The organism is Paenibacillus qinlingensis, assembly GCF_013204845.1.
GTDB classification, from domain to species: Bacteria; Bacillota; Bacilli; order Paenibacillales; family NBRC-103111; genus Paenibacillus_E; species Paenibacillus_E qinlingensis.
In genome coordinates this window covers 155,184-173,457 of record NZ_JABMKY010000009.1, presented here as the reverse complement: position 1 = coordinate 173,457, position 18,274 = coordinate 155,184, and the positions used below count along the sequence as shown (strand labels likewise).

Genomic DNA, 18,274 nt, shown 5'->3' with positions numbered 1-18,274 from the left:
AACATACAGGTAATTTCACCGGAATTCTACCTTTACTAAGAATAAATGTAAAACATACAGCTATTTCTGCCGATTAGAACGGAACTGGCCATAGACCACCAAATTACCTGTATAGAATCCAGCAATACCCCAAAAGTCAGCCATTTCGGGCGAAATAGCTACATGAAATCCAGTTATTTTTGCCTGAGGCAGCGAAAAACGACATTACTGTCGAATCTGCCTAGAAAACGGATGGTATAGCAGGCGTAATACTAGTGAGGCGGCCTCACGCCCTTAATTCAACGCTCTAAATCGTTCCGGCGTAAGGCCAATTTGTTTACGAAAGCTGGCAATGAAATGGCTCGTATCACGAAACCCTACACGTACAGCAATCTCTTTAATGGCGCGATGTCTGTCGGTTAGCAGCAATTCTTTGGATTTGCGAAGTCGCATCATGATGAGGTAGGCATAAGGTGAAAGCCCGAAAGCATGCTGACACAGCGTATTTAAATGCCGTGGAGTAATCGCAAGGACTGCGGCCATCTGTTCGATCCCAGTATCCGGATTCGGATAGTGATCTTCTAGCCAGTCCGTTAGCGGCTGTAAGTGAAGCATTTGATTCGTAATCGAGGTGCGATTGTTAATTTGTGCATGCTTTTTAATCTGGATCAAGAAGTGGTACAAATCTGCGGAAGCATCGTAGCCAGAATAATCGGCTTGTGTCTGAAGTTTGTTCAAAATAGTAGTCAGAGCTAGGTTTAGAGGACCTTCCTCATCCCAACGGAAGACGGCAGACTCCAGCATGTCTAACGTGCTTAAGATCGTATGCACACTATTGCCACCGAACGTGACGTACTGTGTGCACCAGGTCTCCGTAACGGCATAATAAGCGTGAGGTTCACCGGGCAGCATGAGGACGCCAGAGCCTTTTGATAAAAGGACTTTCCTATTGCCCATTTCATATTCGCCTTCACCGGAAAAAGTTTGCAGCCAATGATAGTGAGGGAGGCCATCTTTACGATTGAGCTTCTCCTGATCTTCGTGATGACCGATGCTATCGATATATAAAGGGTAGGGCTGGGCTGTACTGGGCGTTAGCAAAAATCGAGTATGCACCATCCATCCTCCTGTTCCATTTTCTTATATAAGATTGCATTTATATTATATTTTAACATGATTATGAATTTATTATAATGTACTTATTCTTATATGAATTTACATGAAGAGGTGCGAATCGTGATACATCCTAAGCTTCCGAAAATTTGGTATGGTGGAGATTACAATCCAGAACAATGGGATAAAGAAGTGATGGACGAGGATTTACGCATGTTCAAGCTAGCGGGAATTGATGTCGCGACGATCAATGTATTCTCGTGGGCGCTATCACAACCGAATGAAGATACCTATGATTTCACTTGGCTCGATGACATCATTAATCGTCTGCATGCCAATGGAACCTATGTGTGTTTAGCAACGAGCACGGGAGCTCACCCTGCTTGGATGGCTAAGAAATATCCGGATGTTTGTCGCGTGGATTTTGAAGGACGCAAACATAAATTTGGGAAGAGACACAATTCTTGTCCCAATAGTCCAACTTACCGCACCTATTCGGAACGAATTGCAGAGAAGTTAGCCCAACGATATCAAGATCACGAGGCTGTTCTGATTTGGCACGTATCGAATGAATATGGCGGGTATTGCTATTGCGATAATTGCGCGGAAGCATTTCGTACATGGCTGCAAGAACGATATACGACGCTAGATCAATTAAACAAAGCATGGTATACAGGTTTCTGGGGTCATACGTTCTACGACTGGGAAGAGATTGAGCCGCCTAATGCACTTACTGAGGAGACGCCTGGAGATCGTTCTTTCTTTCAATCTATTTCATTAGACTATCGTAGATTTATGTCTGATAGTTTACTAGATTGTTACAAACTAGAGTATAACGCGATTAGACGCCACTGCCCTCAACTGCCGATAACGACAAATTTAATGGGGCTTTACAAAGAATTAGACTATTTCAAATGGGCCCCTTATTTGGATGTGATCTCATGGGACAACTATCCATCCCTAGATACGCCGGTCAGTCTGACTTCCATGACGCATGACCTGATGCGTGGGTTAAAGGACGGTCAGCCGTTCATGTTGATGGAACAAACACCTAGCCAACAGAACTGGCAGAAGTACAACTCGTTGAAACGTCCAGGTGTCATGAAGCTGTGGAGCTATCAAGCAGTTGCACATGGTGCGGATACCATTCTTTTCTTTCAGCTTCGCCGGTCTGCTGGCGCTTGTGAGAAGTTCCATGGCGCAGTTATTGAACATGTTGGACATGAACATACACGGGTATTCCGCGAGTGCGCGGAGCTTGGGCATGAGCTGGAGCGATTATCGGATAAAGTACTGGATGCAAAAGTGAAAGCACGGGTTGGCATTGTGTTCGATTGGGAAAACCGCTGGGCGGTTGGCCTGTCGAGCGGACCGACAATTGACCTTAAATATGTCGATGAAGTTCATAAATATTATGACGCCCTATTCCAGCAAAATATTCAAGTAGATATGATCGGTACGGATACCGATCTCACAGGCTATGATATCGTCATTGCCCCTGTCCTTTACATGGTGAAAGAGGGATATGCGAAGCGCGTGGAACAATTCGTTCATGCCGGAGGAACCTTCCTGACTACTTTTTTCAGCGGTATCGTCAACGAGTATGATCGCGTTACTCTTGGCGGGTACCCAGGTGAGCTGCGAAATGTTCTAGGCATTTGGGCAGAAGAAATTGATGCGTTATTCCCTGATCAGAGCAACCAAATTCAGCTAAATGAGCAATGGGGGGGCTTGGAGGGCAGCTACCAATGCGGTATCCTATGTGATTTAATCCATGCTGAGGGAGCTGAAGTAAAAGCGGTGTATGGCAAGGATTTCTATCAAGGCATGCCTGCGCTGACTGTTAATAAATATGGAGCGGGTCAAGCATGGTACGTAGCATCCAGTCCTGAGCCAGCATTTCTACAAGCGCTGCTTGGCAACTTGTGCCAAGATAAAGGGATTACTGCACCAATCCCACCTGTGCCTGGCGTTGAGGTTTCTACGAGAATCAATGAGCAGAATGAGTCGTTTGTCTTTATTTTGAATCATAATGATCAGGTTACACGGGTTTCGTTAGGGGATTTGAAGGGGACGGATTTAATTTCGGGGGATTTTATTGAACTGGAAGCAACGCTGGCAGCCAAGCAAGTTCTCATCATTGAAAAGTAAACTACTTTTCTCCTTGTTGGTGGTACCCGATAGGACAGTAACCAGTAGGAAGAGGAACTAGGATCCTCTATGTGCGGCAAAATAGGTGAAATGGAGTTGGAGAGGGAACCTCAGTGCGCTATTCGTCCGTATAACGACAAAAACCAGCAAAAACCGGACGAATAGTGTACGTACGTTCCCCTTTCCGCCGAAAAGGGAGGGCTTAGCATAAATAGCGCACTCACGTTCCTCCCCAACCGATGGAGTAGATCTATCAACAAAAACCCTACATGAACTTGTAGGGTTTTTGCGTATGATTTCCGAAAGTATGAAGTATGGACAACACACTAAGCGTCTTTGATAATCTTGTAGTTAGGCTTCACTTTCGTGAAATTAGGATTCTCACCGCTAACCATTAACCCCATGCCCCAGTCAAAATGCTCTTGCGTGGTCGGGAAATCACTCGCCTCCCGATATTGAAATAATACATTTCTCCTTGTTCTGGAGCTCTTATTGGAAGACGATCCATGGATCGTTAAGTAATTAAAGAATAGGACATCGCCAGCTTCCGCTTCACAAGGTGTTCCCATATGGATCGGATACTCTTTATGATTCAAATAATGTGTGCCGATATGCTGTAAGCTTCCAGATAGATGAGAGCCGGGAATAACGCGCAGACAGCCATTCTCTTCATCGGCACGATCCAAGTGAACACTTGCCGCCAACATCGAATGCTTCTCATGCGGGAAGTATGGATAATCTTGATGCATCGGGAAGGCAGCGCCGTTCTCAGGAGGCTTAACCAGCATTTTGGAATGATGGAGTTGAACGTTAGGCCCAATGAGTTGTCTCAAAACCGCTACCATATTCGGGTGAATCACGGCTCGCATGAAGGAGGCATCGTGATAATGCACATCATGAAAGCCCTTGAGGACGAGCTTTTTTAATTCTTCTGCAGGCAAAAAGTCCCCTTGCCAAGCATCATTTCTATCGGCTTTCGCGTGTGCGGCACGCGCAATAATGTTCTCAACTGCTACTCTCATCTCCGCAACTTCCGCTTCATTAAATACCCCTTTGACTAGCAAATAACCATTTTCTTTGTAAAAATCAACATCTTTAGATTGTATCATCGTAACATGCCTCCATTTTGTGGTTGCTCATTAATCCGCTTTCTATCTATAATTATAGGAGGAAGTGACGGGATAATCTTTTTCAACAGAGGACATACTTTTGCACAATAAGGTCATAATCTCCGAAAAGGTGAAGCTTATGTATCAGTACAAGGAAACGTATGCGATGTTGAATGAAGCTTTAACGGTCATCCAAGGTGCCGAAGCTGTCTTTAAAGTACACTATTGGGGAGTTGATCCTTGTTTGTATGATAATCAACCCCATAAGCATTCTTTTTTCGAAATCTGTTACATTCTGGATGGAGAGGGCTTATATTCAGAGGAAGAGATGGTCTATCCACTTCGATCAGGTACGCTTTTTTGCTCAAAACCTGGTATTACCCACCAAATTCGCACGGTAAAAGGGTTGAATATTTTATTTATTGCGTTTGAGCTGGATGAAACCTTGTGTGATGACGCGATGCGTGAAACATTCAATGGGCTCGCACTCCACGGTGATGCGGTTATTTATGAGGCAGATGATGTAGCGACTGTGCAATTATGGCGATCACTCCTCATCCGCGAGGGGCATGGGAGTCTCCCGTATTCAGCCATTCATTCGGTTGCTTATGCCTTGTTAGTGTCGTTCCCTGTTGTATTCGGAAGGCAATCCAAGATGCCTATCATTCGGCATAAAAGCACACATATTCTAATGCGGCGAGCGAAGCTCTATATCCGTGATAATCTCTCCCAAGCTCTGCAACTCAAAGATGTTGCCAGCTATTTGAGCGTATCGGAGCGCCATCTGTCGCGCCTATTCTCAGAGGGAATTCATGAAAGCTTCACTAATTTCATTCGGAGTGAACGTATTCGCCAAGCAGCCCACCTGCTGCTGAGCAGCGACCTGCCTATTAAAGAAATTGCTGAAATGACGGGGTTTTCTTCTGTTCATTATTTTACACGTACCTTTCTACTGGAGAAGAAAATTCCCCCTGGCCGCTTCCGTCAAAAAGAGAAACGATAGAATGGCTAACAATTTGCTACTTATGTAAATTCTAACCATACCGTATAATGGGATTAGTCTACCTATATTTTAATCAATGAGAGGATGGTTCCAGTGTTTAAGAAATTTGCAGCGGATGCGTTAGGCTTAAGTGATATCGGTAAAGTAATTAGTCCAGCGGATTTTGATAAGGTTGATTCTGATGATTATGTGATGCATGAGGATGGGGAGAAGATTTACTTCATCATCAAATCCAAGAAAGACGAATATTGCTTTACGAACCTTGCGCTCATCCATTTAGATGGAGATAGTGCGATTAGCTCTAAGCGAGTGCTGAAACGTTTCAGCTATCATACTCATGCGATCTCCCAAGTGTATATGGAAACGGCAGGAACGATCGATCTTGATGTTGAGATCAAATTCATTATCGGTAACACGAACTTCTCCATTGATGTGGATAAAAAGCAAATTGAACAGATCAAAGACTTGTACAAAGCTTTGATCAAAATTTCCGAGACAGTTGCCCATAATGAGGAACTGTTTGAATACGCCAAGCAAAGCGTAGCTGTCGCAAAAGAAGCGACTGGTCGAATCACGACACAAACGACTTCTCCGGTTACCCAATTCGATGCGATTACGGAATCCACCTACAACTGGTTGAAAGGTAAGCATTCGGAGTTGAAGGTTAAGGATTTTGGTGCTGTCTTTGAACGTTATATTAATAACTAAATGAAGTGAAAGAAGGAAGCCTTGCGGATGCAAGGCTTTTTTTTACATAAAATACATATAATTTGTAGGTGATGGGGAAAGGGGTGGCTGTAGAAGTAGAAGTAGAAGTAAGTATAGAAGTATGGTTGCTGAGTTTGATAGGTGAGTTAGGAAGGTGGAAGTTTCGTAAATCTCCAGTGCTGCTGACGAATAGATGGAATTTATACAGTTAAATTCGGGGATTTTTAGTTCAAACGGAGAATAGCTGGATAACCTACAGTTAATTTTAACCATTTCAGCCCATTCGAACAAAAGAAGCAGTATTACCTACATGTTTTACAGTTAATTCAAGTTTTTGAGTAAATTCCGCATAAATAGATGTATATTTTCCAGTTAATGCATGACTGTAGGGCCGAACGCCTCCAAACCTATAATCGCCACCTAGTTGATTTAGATTTCATTTCCAAACGATGGAAGATTTTCTCATATCCGCTACTATCCATGAATAGATATGTGTAAAGTGACCCGCATGTCCAACCATGAATTGAATGAGCCAAGGGGATGAGTGTATACAATGAAACGAGAAGATCAGGTTATCGCAATTCTTGGAATTGGCACAGCAGTGCCTGAATTCCGTCTAGACCAAGCAGATACTTCTGGGCGATTAACGGATGCATTGCGTGACAACCCTAACTCTGCGCGTTGGGCTAAAAAAATTTTCAAGCAATGCGGTGTTGAAACCAGATACACCTGTGAGCCGAACCTGCTGGAAACAGCTGAGCATTGTCGATATTTTTCACAATCGAATCAGAAAGCGCCTTCGACTTCTGATCGCATGGCCACGTACAAGCGCGAGTCTGTACCACTGGCCTTATATGCGGCCGAGAAGGCGCTGATTGATGCCCAAGTTGACGTGTCTGACATCACGCATCTGATCACCGTAAGCTGTACAGGACAGTTCTTGCCAGGACTAGATGCCGCATTGACGCAAAGATTGGGACTAGCCGCCAATGTGAATCGAATTCCCTTCAATTTCCTGGGCTGCGCGGCCGGATTGAAGGCTGTGTGTTTGTCACGTCAAATCGCTTCCAGCAACCCGACTGCCAAAATCCTAGTTGTCTGCGTGGAATTATGTACGCTTCATATTCAGCCTTCGAGTGATCGCGAGGCATTATTTGGGGCTTCCTTTTTCGGAGATGGCGCTTCGTCTTGTGTGGTTGGTGTTGCAAGTGATCTCCATCATCCCATTTTTCAATTAGGAAATGATCATTCCATTCTTCTGCAAGATTGCGCGGATGAAATGAAATGGGAGGTAGGAAATCACGGTTTTGATCTATATCTGTCTCCGAATATCCCTAAGTTAATTGGAACTTGGATTCCCGAACAAGTCGCGCATCTGCTTAATGGAGGACCTAAACCGGAGCTTTGGGCGATTCATCCAGGAGGAAAAGGGATTATTGATGCTTTGGAGGAGGTTTACGGATTAACCGCTGAAGAAACACGACCGAGCCGCACGGTATTGCGCAATTATGGCAATATGTCTTCGGCTACGATCCTTTTCGTCCTCGATGAAATGAGGCAGGAACTGGCGAATCGCGGAGCAGGACCGACAAGCGGGCTATCTCTCGCATTCGGACCAGGACTTACGTGTGAAATGATTCAATTCACTTATCAAGGTGTAGCCGCCATACAGGAAACAAAGTTAGATGAAACATATGTTTAAGGGGCTCAAACAACGAGCAGTGCAGCATGAATTAATGGATGACTTCTCGTCGGGAGGCCCCGAGCTTCGGCAAGCTTTGCAACATTTGCGTCGGCTTAATCGCATTTTTGGCGCTGCTGGGCCAACATTGTATGGCTTTAAGCGCTTATGGGTGCAAGCTGGCAAACCTAAGACATTAACGATCCTGGATGTTGGATCTGGTTCTGGTGATGTCAATCGCCATCTTTTGCGCTGGGCGGATGAGAATGGCGTAGAACTGCGAATTACGCTAGTTGATATTACAGAGGAAGCGTGTGCGGAGGCGCGCGAGTTCTTCCGTACAGAGCCACGTGTGAGCGTGATGCGGAGCAGTTTATTTCAGCTACCGGAAAATGGGGTTGATATCACGACCGGTACACAATTTGTGCATCATTTTACGAATACGGAGCTTCCGCAAGTTGTGGGTTGTATGTTGAAGGCATCCCGATTAGGCGTTGTAATTAATGATATCCATCGGCATTGGATTGCCTGGGGGGCTGTGTGGGTGACGGCTCGCATGATTTCCAAGAACCGTTACATTTTAAATGACGGCCCCTTATCGGTAGCCAAAGGCTTTCGTGCAAAGGATTGGACGATGCTACGCAAAGCACTGGACATCACCGACATGATCGTGTCGTGGAGACCGCTGTTTAGGTATGCTGTCGTCATTGTGAAAAGGGAGCGGGCGCGATGACTCACATCTATGATGCAGCGGTTGTTGGTGCAGGAATCGCAGGCAGTGTGATGGCCAAATCCTTAGCTGATCATGGCTGGGATACGGTGCTGTTCGATCGTAAAGCATTCCCAAGACATAAGGTATGCGGGGAATTTTTATCTCCAGAATCCCTCACGATGCTCAAAAAACTTGGACTGCGCGAAGCTGTGTCGGCCTTAAAGCCAAGTAGGATTCATCAGACAAGCTTGATGCTCAGTCGGGGCAAGCAACTGGAAATTGCTCTTCCAGGAACAGCCTGGGGTGTAAGCCGCTATCAACTTGACGCAACGCTTCATCAATCGGCTTTACGTGCAGGTGTGCAGGTCCAGACTGAAACAACCGTGATTTCTGTGAAACCCGGTGAGCAGGGATACATCATGACGACGAAACAGCATGGTGTGGTTCAAGAATATCACGTACGAGCTGTCATTGCTGCCTGCGGTGCAACGGCTATTCCTGGTCTGCAAAGTCAAACATCGCGCGAAGCCATGCCCAACAAAGGGGTACATCTAGGTGTGAAATCACACTATAAAGGGTTGAACATGGATGGAGTTGTCGAACTATATTTCTTTGAAGGCGGCTACCTAGGTCTATCTCCGATTGAAGATGGGTTGGTGAATGTGGCAGCACTACTGGAACGAGAGGCTTTTCAACAGGTAGACAAATCAATTCTGGGGCTGATCGAGGCGGCAAGTGCTAAGCATAGCAAGCTATGGGAGCGCTTATCTTCTGCACAACCTATCGCTGGTACACAAGCGGCTGTTGCTCCTGTAAAGTTAACGCGTAAGCCTCTTGCATGGGATATGTTTCCCCGTCTAGGAGACGCCGCTATGATGCTGCCGCCACTTTGTGGAGACGGGATGTCGATGGCGATCCGCTCAGCAATGTTATGCGCACCATTCGCATCACGATATCTGAAGGGACAAATCAGCTTAGTTGAATGGGAACGGGACTATTCGGGGGCAATACATCGGGAATTCAAAGGGCCCTTGAAGTGGGGACATCGACTGCAGGGGATGTTAACTATTCCTTATTTGCCCAGCGTAATGCTTGCTGCAGCAAAGTTCACACCTGGATTGGCAGAGCGATTTGTGCAAGCGACTAGGTTGAAAGAAATCGAGTATTAAGGGAGGGGGATAATCTTGCATAAGCTTGCCTTGATATCCCTCCGATATCCTAAAATCATCGTCGTATTCTGGGTCCTGTTTTTCCTATATTTCGGATGGTACGCTCCCAAGTTGCCTGCTGTTCTGAAGGATCATGGGCTGATTTCAGATGGCACTTTTGCTAAGGTCGAACAAACACTTGCTTCTGATTTTCATATGCCAGCAAATCCCGTCATTCTCGTATTTGAGAAAAATAGCAAGCTTGAACCTCAGCAATTCGATCGGTACTTACAGCAAGACTTATTAACATTACACGGCATGCAAGGATTAAGAGAGATCGTATCTCCGCTTGAACGAGAAGGGATGGTCCAAGGGAATTACGCTTATGCGCTGCTTGGATTTGAGCAAAGTCCACATGACATGGAACCCGTATTGCGGGAAATACGGACACGGCTACCGCAGCATCGAGAGATGAATGTGTCATTGACGGGGAAGTCAGTTGTGCAAGAAGATGTAAATCGAGCGAGTCAGCATGATTTGAGAAAAGCAGAAAGCTTAGGCATCCCCGCAGCCTTTTTGATTCTTTGGCTGGCATTTGGTGGCATGACGTCCTCGCTGATTCCTATCATCGTTGGCGTTTTTGGCGTTACGAGCACAATGGGCATCATGTATGGGATAGGCACACATATTGATTTATCTAACTTTGTCTTGAATGTTATTCCGATGGTAGGTCTAGCCCTTAGCATAGATTTTGCCTTGATGATGGTTAGTCGTTTTCGTGAGGAAATTCATGTGCTCCCTGTTGGACAAGCCATCCTGACGACGATGACGACAGCTGGAAGAGCCGTCTTGTTCTCGGCGCTGAGTGTTTTTTTAGGCCTCATGGGCATATTGTTCATTCCGCTTCCTATATTTTCGACCATTGCCTTAGGTGCAATGACTGTGTTAGCCGTCTCTGTTATGCTGACGCTCACGTTAGTGCCGGCACTTCTAACCCTGTGGTGGCCTGCCATTCGAGCTGAACGTAGACCGCTACATACGACAAAAGGTAAGAATAATTTGTGGTTTGCCATGGCACATTTTGTGATGAGAAAACCTGTCCAAATGAGTCTGCTCGCAGCCTGTATCCTTATTTGTTGTTTCCTCCCACTGACGAAGATGAAACTAGCCATCCCCGATGCAACTTCTTTGCCGAAGGGCTATGAATCCCGCGCCGCATTCGAGGCGTACCAAACACATTTTGGAACGAAAAAAAGTTCAGATGTCTATCTGGTTATTAAAGGGAAAACAACTCAGTTGACCCAAAGTGATTGGAAGAACGCGTCGTTACTGGTGCAAAAGCTAGAGAGGGATCCGCTCGTTGAAAAGGCAGATTCGATCTATTCGAAAATGAGAATGCCCTATGATCAACTCTATATGTTATCTCAACAACCAAACGCAAAAGCGAACTACGAGCGCATCTTTCAAGCATTTGTCCATAAGAATGAGATGCTCGTTCAGGTTCGATTACAAGGTGAACCCTCCTCACAACAAGTGATGGATTGGGTGAGACGTTGGGAAATTGAGGGGGAATCAGGAGCGCTCCCATTTCTACTTGGCGGTGAGGCGAAGTATCAGCAGGAGATTTTCGATGATATTTTTGACAACTTACTCTATGTCCTTCTGTTCATATTGATTTCTAACTATGTGGTCTTATTCATCGCTTTCCGTTCCATTCTCATCCCCTTAAAAACAATCCTCATGAACCTCCTTAGCTTAGGTGCATCTTTCGGGATTCTAGCTTGGCTATTTGAAGATGGGCATTTCGGCTTAGAACCGAGTAGAATCGCCATTATGATACCTGTGTTTATCTTTGGACTGGCGTTTGGGATCTCGATGGATTATGGCGTTTTCCTAGTATCGCGCATCTATGAGGAGTACCAGCGGACGCACGATAACCAGCGATCTGTGCTAGTCGGTTTAGGGTCTATAAGTAAGATTATCAACTCTGCAGCAGCAATCATGATTGCGGTTACATTGCCTTTTGCATTCGGAGATGTTGTTGGTGTGAAACAGCTAGGGTTGGGCATTGCAGCCGCGATTTTTATCGATGCGACGGTAATTAGATTGGTGCTTGTTCCGTCTCTGATGGTTATACTTGGAAAGTGGAACTGGTGGGGGCCTGGTGTGAGTAGAAGGCGTACATAGGTTTGAATGGCAGCATAGAGGTTTCTCATGTTGGCTATGAGTAAAGTTAAGGTGTTTAGTTGAATGAGAAGATAGTTGTGTGATTAGAAGTAGAATCGTAAATCTTCTATGCTCCCGGCAAAATAGATGGATTTTATGGAGTTATATCTTTAGATTTTCCGATTAAACAAAGAATAGATGGATAACCTACAGTTAATTTTGACCATTTCACCTTATCTAGATAGATATGGAAGAATTAACTACATATTTTCCATTTAGATTGAATTATTGAGGGAATTCATCATAAATAGATGTATATTTTCCAGTTAATACAAGAAATTGGGCCAAAACGACAACGTGTCCATTTGAGCAACTATAAAAACCCGTTAACGTCCAAAAAATCGGATGTTAACGGGTTTTCATGCGTACATGTTGGCTTCAGCTCAGCGGGGCTCTAACGATCATCTTCTATTTCACAGCAATGACAATCGTAGCTGCGACCAAGCCTTGTGCTTCAGCCTTCACGATGATCTGGCCGGCCGTGACACCAGCTCTCACATAAGCAAGCAGTTTGCCATGATAGGCTTTCCTAAATTTTGAACGATACGGCTCTAAATCTTGGACATCACCGTTTTCTATGCCAATGATTTCACCGGGACCTTCGATGGATAGTTGGATGAGATCGTCAGCCAGATAAACGAGTTTACCATGGCTATCTGTGACCTCAATCTCAATATGTGCAAGATCCATCCCATCTGCGCTCAATTCAGGAGCATCTACAAGTAGGATCAGCTTCTCTGCTTTCAGAACCGTTTCTAGAGCACAAGAACAACCAATGCCCTCCGCGCTTCTAGCAACAACGTTCAAAATCCCTTCCTCAAAGCCCACTTCCCATGTCAGGTAGCCTAGTGGAGAATCATTCAGCTTCTTCATTCCAAATGAGCGTTCGTTAAGGAAGAGCTCAGCCTCTTCGCAATTCGTATAACAGATGACATCCAACTGTTCGCCAGGCTTCCAGTTCCAGTGTGGCGTACCGCCATGCCATCTTTTGTTACTCGCATGCGTAGGATCGTTTTTACTAGCTGTGGCTAGAAAAGCCATTGGTTTCGCGCTCCATAGGCTCTGACGGAAGTAATAGCTGGCTTTCTTAAAGCCAGCAAGATCCATGAATCCGGCTTGCGATGCCCGAATAGGCCACCCTTTGGCTTCGCCCATATAATCGATTCCTGTCCAAATAAATTGCGCGCATATCGCATCATTGTCTTTAACAGCAAGCCAAGCCTCTAGGCTCGAGCTATTCTCACTACCTAAGGTGACGCGATTCGGATATTGCTGCCGCGCCTCCTCATAGAGATGCTCTTTGTAATTGTAGCCCACCACATCGAGCGTATCCGCATAGCCAATCAAATTCGCTAATTCGGGAAAGGCCAAAGCGGCAGTGACAGGTCTAGTCGTATCGCATTCCTTCACATAGCGCACGAGGTTTTTGGCAATCGTAGTCAGTCTATCGCTTTGTGGTTTATTAGGATCATATTCGCGCTCAGCGGCAGGTTTGTTGGCATCGTTATTGCCGGTCATGGTTTGAAAATACGGGTGACAATAGGGATCATTAGGGTAATCCACTTCGTTTCCGATACTCCATAAAATGATAGATGGATGATTTCGATCCCGCAAAACCATCTCCTTGATGTCCAATTCTCCCCACTGAGGGAAATCCTCATAGTAACCGAAATGCTTAGGCGGGTACACGTTGTGTCCGGTCGACCATTTATGCTTCACGCCTTCCCATTCGTCAAACGCTTCATCAATGACGAGAAATCCCATGCGGTCGCATAAATCCAGCAAAAGAGGAGCAGGCGGGTTGTGACTCATTCGAATGGCGTTACAGCCCATGTCTTGAAGCACTTGAAGTCTCCGCTGCCATACCTGTACAGGAACTGCAGCACCTAGTGCCCCCGCATCATGATGGACGCAAACACCTTTTAATTTCATATTCACGCCATTTAAGAAGAAGCCTTTATGGGCATCAAATTCAAACCATCGAATGCCCACAGTGGTGTTCACATGGTCGATGACTTCGCCATTCTTCCTAATCTCCGTACATAAGACGTACAAATCAGGGGTGTCAGGGGACCATAGATTGGGGGCAGTCACCTTGATGGTTTGATTCAATTCCGTAAAGGAGTCAGTCTGAACGACAATCTCCTCTCCTACCGATTCGATCAGGTTTCCGTCCGCATCCCTTAGGGTATTGGAAAGCTCGATTGTCGCATCTGCTTGTGTTTCATTGGATAATCGTATGTTAACAGCAACGGTAGCTTGATCCTTCGAAACTTCTGGTGTTGTGACAAATACACCGTAGTGATCGATATGTATCGCATCTGTGATCGTGATATAAACATCTCTATATATGCCTGACCCGGTAAACCATCTGGAGTCTGCAATATCTTGGTGGTTAACTTTGACAGAAATCACATTGTCCTGTTTCCCAAAGGAGATGAAATCGGTGATGTCATAGGTAAAACTGCTATAGCCGTAGGGGCGTTTCCCTAAATAATAGCTATTGCACCATACGTGGGCGTTATTATAGACCCCTTCGAAGGTAATATTGACGCGTTTGCCTGCCAATTCCTGAGGGAGTGCCAAGTTTTTTCGATACCAACCTATGCCTCCAGGCAAGTATCCCGTACCACTGGAATGCTCTTGTGAAAATGGTTCTTCAACGGACCAATCATGAGGAAGCGTCACATCACGCCAACTGGAATCTTCATAACCTCTATACCAGGCTTGGGATTCATCCCCTCTGAAAAACTTCCAATTCAAATTGATATTTTCAATGATTCTGCTCCTATTCATCGTCTTTCTCCCTTCTCATCTGAGCATTCACAAAATTGCACGGAATTACGTTGTCGCGCTTTCATTATAAGATTAGAATTGGAGTTAGTGAATAAAATATATTGCTAATAATATGCACAAAATTGCTAATGGAGTGATTGTGATGATTAATATATCCGGCAATGCGCTAGACGATTGGTATGAGCAAGGCGTTGAGCGGAACGACAGCTTGCTGACTGTCAACTGTTGCGGTTATCAGAAGCTGATGACCATTGATTTAAATCGAAAGCGCGAACGGGGTCGCGTTGATTATCAGTTGATTTATTTGGTAGGCGGGAAAGGGACTTTTTACTTCAATCAGCTTTCACAAGACGTGCATAAAGGTCAAATCGTCTTGTATGCACCGAACGAGCCGCAGACGTACAAGTATTTCGCAAAAGATGCCACAGAGGCATACTGGATTCATTTTACAGGACATGGCGTGCAGGATTATTTGCGAAATTGTGGTCTACTAGACGCCTCCGTTCAGACGGTAGGTCTTGTAGATGAAGTAGGGGAGTTGTTTAAAAAAATCATCCGCGAACTGAATATGAAGAAGCCTTTCAATGAGCATGTGACAACAGCTTACTTACTCACCTTGCTCGCGCTGCTAGGCAGAAGGCTGCAAAGAACTGAATATCAAGGGAGAGATGATCACCAATCTGATATCCATATGATTATGGAAATCATGCACGAAAATTATAGTCAGAACTTGGTTGTTTCGGAGCTCGCTAAGAAGTGCAACTTGAGTCTTTTTCGATTTATCCATAAATTTAAGGATGTTACTGGCACGACACCAGGCAAATATGTCACCAATATTCGTATCAATGAAGCTAAAAAGATGCTCTCAGAAACTTCCTTACATGTGAAAGAAGTTGCTTCTATTGTGGGCTATGACAATCCCTTGTACTTTAGCAGAGTGTTCAGCCAAGCTGTAGGAATTCCACCTAGTCGATATAAGGATCAGGTAGAACTATAAATAGAGGAATTTCATGGCTGTCACCGAAATGGTCAGGTAGGAAATTGTCGAATTTTGGTGAAATGATCGTGTGAAGGAGATCTGCCATGCCTAACCTTGTGAAGTCGAGCATTTCCCGTCGATTTGTTAGAATGATATTGTTTTTCGCATTGCTTGTCATGGTGGGGGCAATTGGTGTTTCATTCATTGGCCATCATGTACAACAATCTTATCAAGAGCGCATCACGCTGCTCAAAGAGAAAGAAAAGGCTACTGCCTCCATTTATCTCCACTATAATCAAATTTTTTTACATGCAAGAGCCTTTTACGCATTCCGACAGGAGTTTGAATATGAGGCCGTTATGAAGGAAAAGCCGGAGCTTGAGCAAGCCATGGAGACATTTGTGCAGCTTCCTTTAACAGATCAGGAGAAAGAACTGCTAACAACGTTAAAGTCATTTGAGAAAAATTATTTTGATAATGTATTTCCGAAATACGTTAAGCTCGTGCATAACGAAGATCCACTGGCTATAGTGAAAGCTGGTGCAACGACACCAAGCGGCAGTGTAGGTACAAGTATCTATGATTTGCTAGGCAAAATTAATGACATTTCGCTGCAGACCTCGTCCCAATCGGAAACGGAAGCGAGGAGCTTGTTTAAGACCTTATCCAATCTCAATTATGTATTCTTTGCTTATGTATGCGGTATCTTGATATTCATTACTTGTCTGACTTCGATCACGGCCAAGAACATGGGCAGACCGCTGCGCAAGCTTGCTGATCATGCGGAAAAAGTGTCATTAGGGCAGTCAGTTGAGTTTGAAATGTCCAAGCGGAACGATGAAATCGGTCTTCTCAATAGCTCCTTTCACACTATGCTGCAGAAGATTCAAGTGAAGGAAGAAGAACTCCTATCGCAGAATGAAGAGTTGATTGCCCAGCAGGAAGAGCTACAGATGCAGCAGGAAGAGCTTCAGGAATTGCTGCGTAAAATGGAAGAAAACGAAGAACTTTTAATGAGCGAGAGAGCGCTAACGAGAGACATCATGGATACCATTCAAGAGGGCATTCAGTTCGTCAATGTCGAGGGGATCATTGTAAAGGCTAATACAACGATGAATGAATTATTTGGTATTCCTGAGGGGCAGTCCTTGTCAAATATCCAGTTAGCCCAGTTTATCTCATCCACATCACATGCAATTGAGGATAGCACGGACTTAAAGTCGTTTATGATCTCACAGCTTAGCGAAGAAGCGATGGAGGAAAGGTCTTACATGTATGAGATCACGTCTCCGACGAGAAGGGTCATTCAAGCCTATGCGGAGCCGTTGTATAGAGAAACGGGGAGGATTGGAACGGTTTTTGTCCATCGTGATATGACGAAACAAGCCGAAGTCGACCAATTGAAGTCCGAGTTCGTAAGCACCGTAAGCCATGAACTGCGTACACCGCTTTCCAGTGTATTGGGTTTTGCTGAACGATTGCTGACCAAAGAGATGAGTCCTGAGAAGCAACAGAAATATTTGAAAACGATTCATCAGGAGACCGTTCGGCTGACAGCATTGATTAATGATTTCCTAGATGTCCAACGGATGGAATCAGGTAAGTCGACTCACCAGAAGAATCCTGTTGATCTCTTTGAAGTGTTAAATGGCGTATTCACTTTGCAGCTAGGAAGCTCTTCGAAGCATGATTTCAACGTTCATATACCAAGTGTGCCATATGTTATTTCAGGAGACCAGGATAATCTGACGCAGCTTTTCATGAACCTTGTTAGCAACGCAGTCAAATATTCACCAGAAGGCGGACGGATTACGGCGAAGCTTTACCATGTTGGCAATCAAGTTCTTGTTGACATTACGGATGAGGGATTGGGAATTCCAGGAGAAGCCATTCCAAAGCTGTTTACGAAGTTTTACCGCATTGATAATTCAGATCGGAGATCCATTGGCGGAACGGGGTTAGGCCTTGCGATTGTGAAGGGCATTGTCGAGGCGCATGGCGGCGAAATTTCCGTTACCTCTAAGCTAGGAGAAGGAAGTACGTTCCGCGTTAGCTTTCCTTTGAATTCGATGCCTGAGATTCTTATCGAGGAGGAGCTGCTATCCGCTGCAACGGATGAATTCACAGGCAGAACAGTCGCACTCATCGAGGATGACGTCAGCCTGACGGAACTGCTCACTGAGGAGCTCACCGAGAAAGGCTTTCGAGTCATCACCTACACGACTGGTGAACAAGCGCTTAAAGATATGCCAATAAAGAAGCCGGTCGCGGTTATCGTTGACATTATGCTAAACAATAGTATCGACGGATGGGAGATTATCAATCTCATCAAGGAAGATTCGACCTTACATGACTTGCCTATCTTTATTTCTTCCGCTTTGGATGATACTGAGAAGGGGAAGGAAATCGGGGCAAACATGTATTTTGTCAAGCCGTATCCACCTAGCCAATTGTCGGGTATGCTGCTCGAGATTCTCGGATTGAAGCGGGTGTAAGGCGACCAGAGAATCTAGTTAAAGAGAAAGCATGCGTAGTCCAAGATTTCTATGGATTATGCATGCTCTTTACTGTTTTACAGGTTTGACGCGTTTAACGTGGATAACACGGGTACCTTGGTCGTTGATTTCATTTTTGAGCGTCTGTATTTGCGATTAACTGGAAAAAGTACA

At 44.9% G+C, this 18,274-nt stretch carries 12 protein-coding genes; 9 read left to right on the top strand and 3 right to left on the bottom strand.

The features are described from left to right. Nucleotides 1–273 precede the first annotated feature (273 nt). The gene (locus HQN88_RS18165) at nt 274–1,098 is read right to left on the bottom strand and encodes a helix-turn-helix domain-containing protein (RefSeq protein ID WP_173115025.1); all 825 of its coding nucleotides are present in this window, start codon (nt 1,096–1,098) and stop codon (nt 274–276) included. Nucleotides 1,099–1,215: 117 nt separating this feature from the next. Between HQN88_RS18165 and HQN88_RS18160 the strand changes: the two genes are divergently transcribed. Beyond that, nucleotides 1,216–3,243, top strand: coding sequence for a beta-galactosidase (locus HQN88_RS18160; protein ID WP_173115022.1), 2,028 nt, complete (start codon nt 1,216–1,218; stop codon nt 3,241–3,243). 326 nt (nt 3,244–3,569) lie between these two features. Here HQN88_RS18160 and HQN88_RS18155 read toward each other — a convergent pair whose 3' ends face one another. After that, nucleotides 3,570–4,352: a phytanoyl-CoA dioxygenase family protein gene (locus tag HQN88_RS18155; RefSeq protein WP_173115020.1), complete on the bottom strand. Its 783-nt coding sequence runs from the start codon at nt 4,350–4,352 to the stop codon at nt 3,570–3,572. Nucleotides 4,353–4,491: 139 nt separating this feature from the next. Here HQN88_RS18155 and HQN88_RS18150 point away from each other — a divergent pair, with 139 nt between their 5' ends. The 6 genes from HQN88_RS18150 (at nt 4,492) to HQN88_RS18125 (ending at nt 11,791) form a co-directional block, all read left to right on the top strand. After that, nucleotides 4,492–5,355, top strand: coding sequence for an AraC family transcriptional regulator (locus tag HQN88_RS18150; protein WP_173115017.1), 864 nt, complete (start codon nt 4,492–4,494; stop codon nt 5,353–5,355). Nucleotides 5,356–5,448: 93 nt separating this feature from the next. Further along, nucleotides 5,449–6,063, top strand: coding sequence for a PH domain-containing protein (locus HQN88_RS18145; protein WP_173115014.1), 615 nt, complete (start codon nt 5,449–5,451; stop codon nt 6,061–6,063). A 553-nt stretch (nt 6,064–6,616) separates the two neighbouring features. Next, nucleotides 6,617–7,765, top strand: coding sequence for a type III polyketide synthase (locus HQN88_RS18140; protein ID WP_173115011.1), 1,149 nt, complete (start codon nt 6,617–6,619; stop codon nt 7,763–7,765). Next, nucleotides 7,758–8,477 (top strand): methyltransferase domain-containing protein, encoded by a 720-nt coding sequence (locus tag HQN88_RS18135; protein ID WP_173115210.1) that lies wholly within the window; start codon nt 7,758–7,760, stop codon nt 8,475–8,477. The genes HQN88_RS18140 and HQN88_RS18135 overlap by 8 nt, the downstream gene beginning before the upstream one ends. Beyond that, nucleotides 8,474–9,625, top strand: coding sequence for an NAD(P)/FAD-dependent oxidoreductase (locus HQN88_RS18130; protein WP_173115008.1), 1,152 nt, complete (start codon nt 8,474–8,476; stop codon nt 9,623–9,625). Before HQN88_RS18135 ends, HQN88_RS18130 begins: the two co-directional genes overlap by 4 nt. 15 nt (nt 9,626–9,640) lie before the next feature. Further along, on the top strand, nt 9,641–11,791 hold the full coding sequence (locus HQN88_RS18125) for an MMPL family transporter (RefSeq protein ID WP_216855752.1): 2,151 nt from the start codon (nt 9,641–9,643) through the stop codon (nt 11,789–11,791). 447 nt (nt 11,792–12,238) lie between these two features. Here the strand turns inward: HQN88_RS18125 and HQN88_RS18120 are convergent, their stop codons facing one another. Beyond that, complete coding sequence (locus HQN88_RS18120; RefSeq protein ID WP_173115005.1) at nt 12,239–14,626, bottom strand: glycoside hydrolase family 2 TIM barrel-domain containing protein; 2,388 nt, start codon at nt 14,624–14,626, stop codon at nt 12,239–12,241. A 142-nt stretch (nt 14,627–14,768) separates the two neighbouring features. Here HQN88_RS18120 and HQN88_RS18115 point away from each other — a divergent pair, with 142 nt between their 5' ends. Together HQN88_RS18115 and HQN88_RS18110 are read left to right on the top strand one after the other, a co-directional pair. Next, on the top strand, nt 14,769–15,623 hold the full coding sequence (locus tag HQN88_RS18115; protein ID WP_173115002.1) for a helix-turn-helix domain-containing protein: 855 nt from the start codon (nt 14,769–14,771) through the stop codon (nt 15,621–15,623). Nucleotides 15,624–15,709: 86 nt separating this feature from the next. Continuing rightward, nucleotides 15,710–18,100: an ATP-binding protein gene (locus tag HQN88_RS18110; RefSeq protein ID WP_173114999.1), complete on the top strand. Its 2,391-nt coding sequence runs from the start codon at nt 15,710–15,712 to the stop codon at nt 18,098–18,100. Nucleotides 18,101–18,274 lie beyond the last annotated feature (174 nt).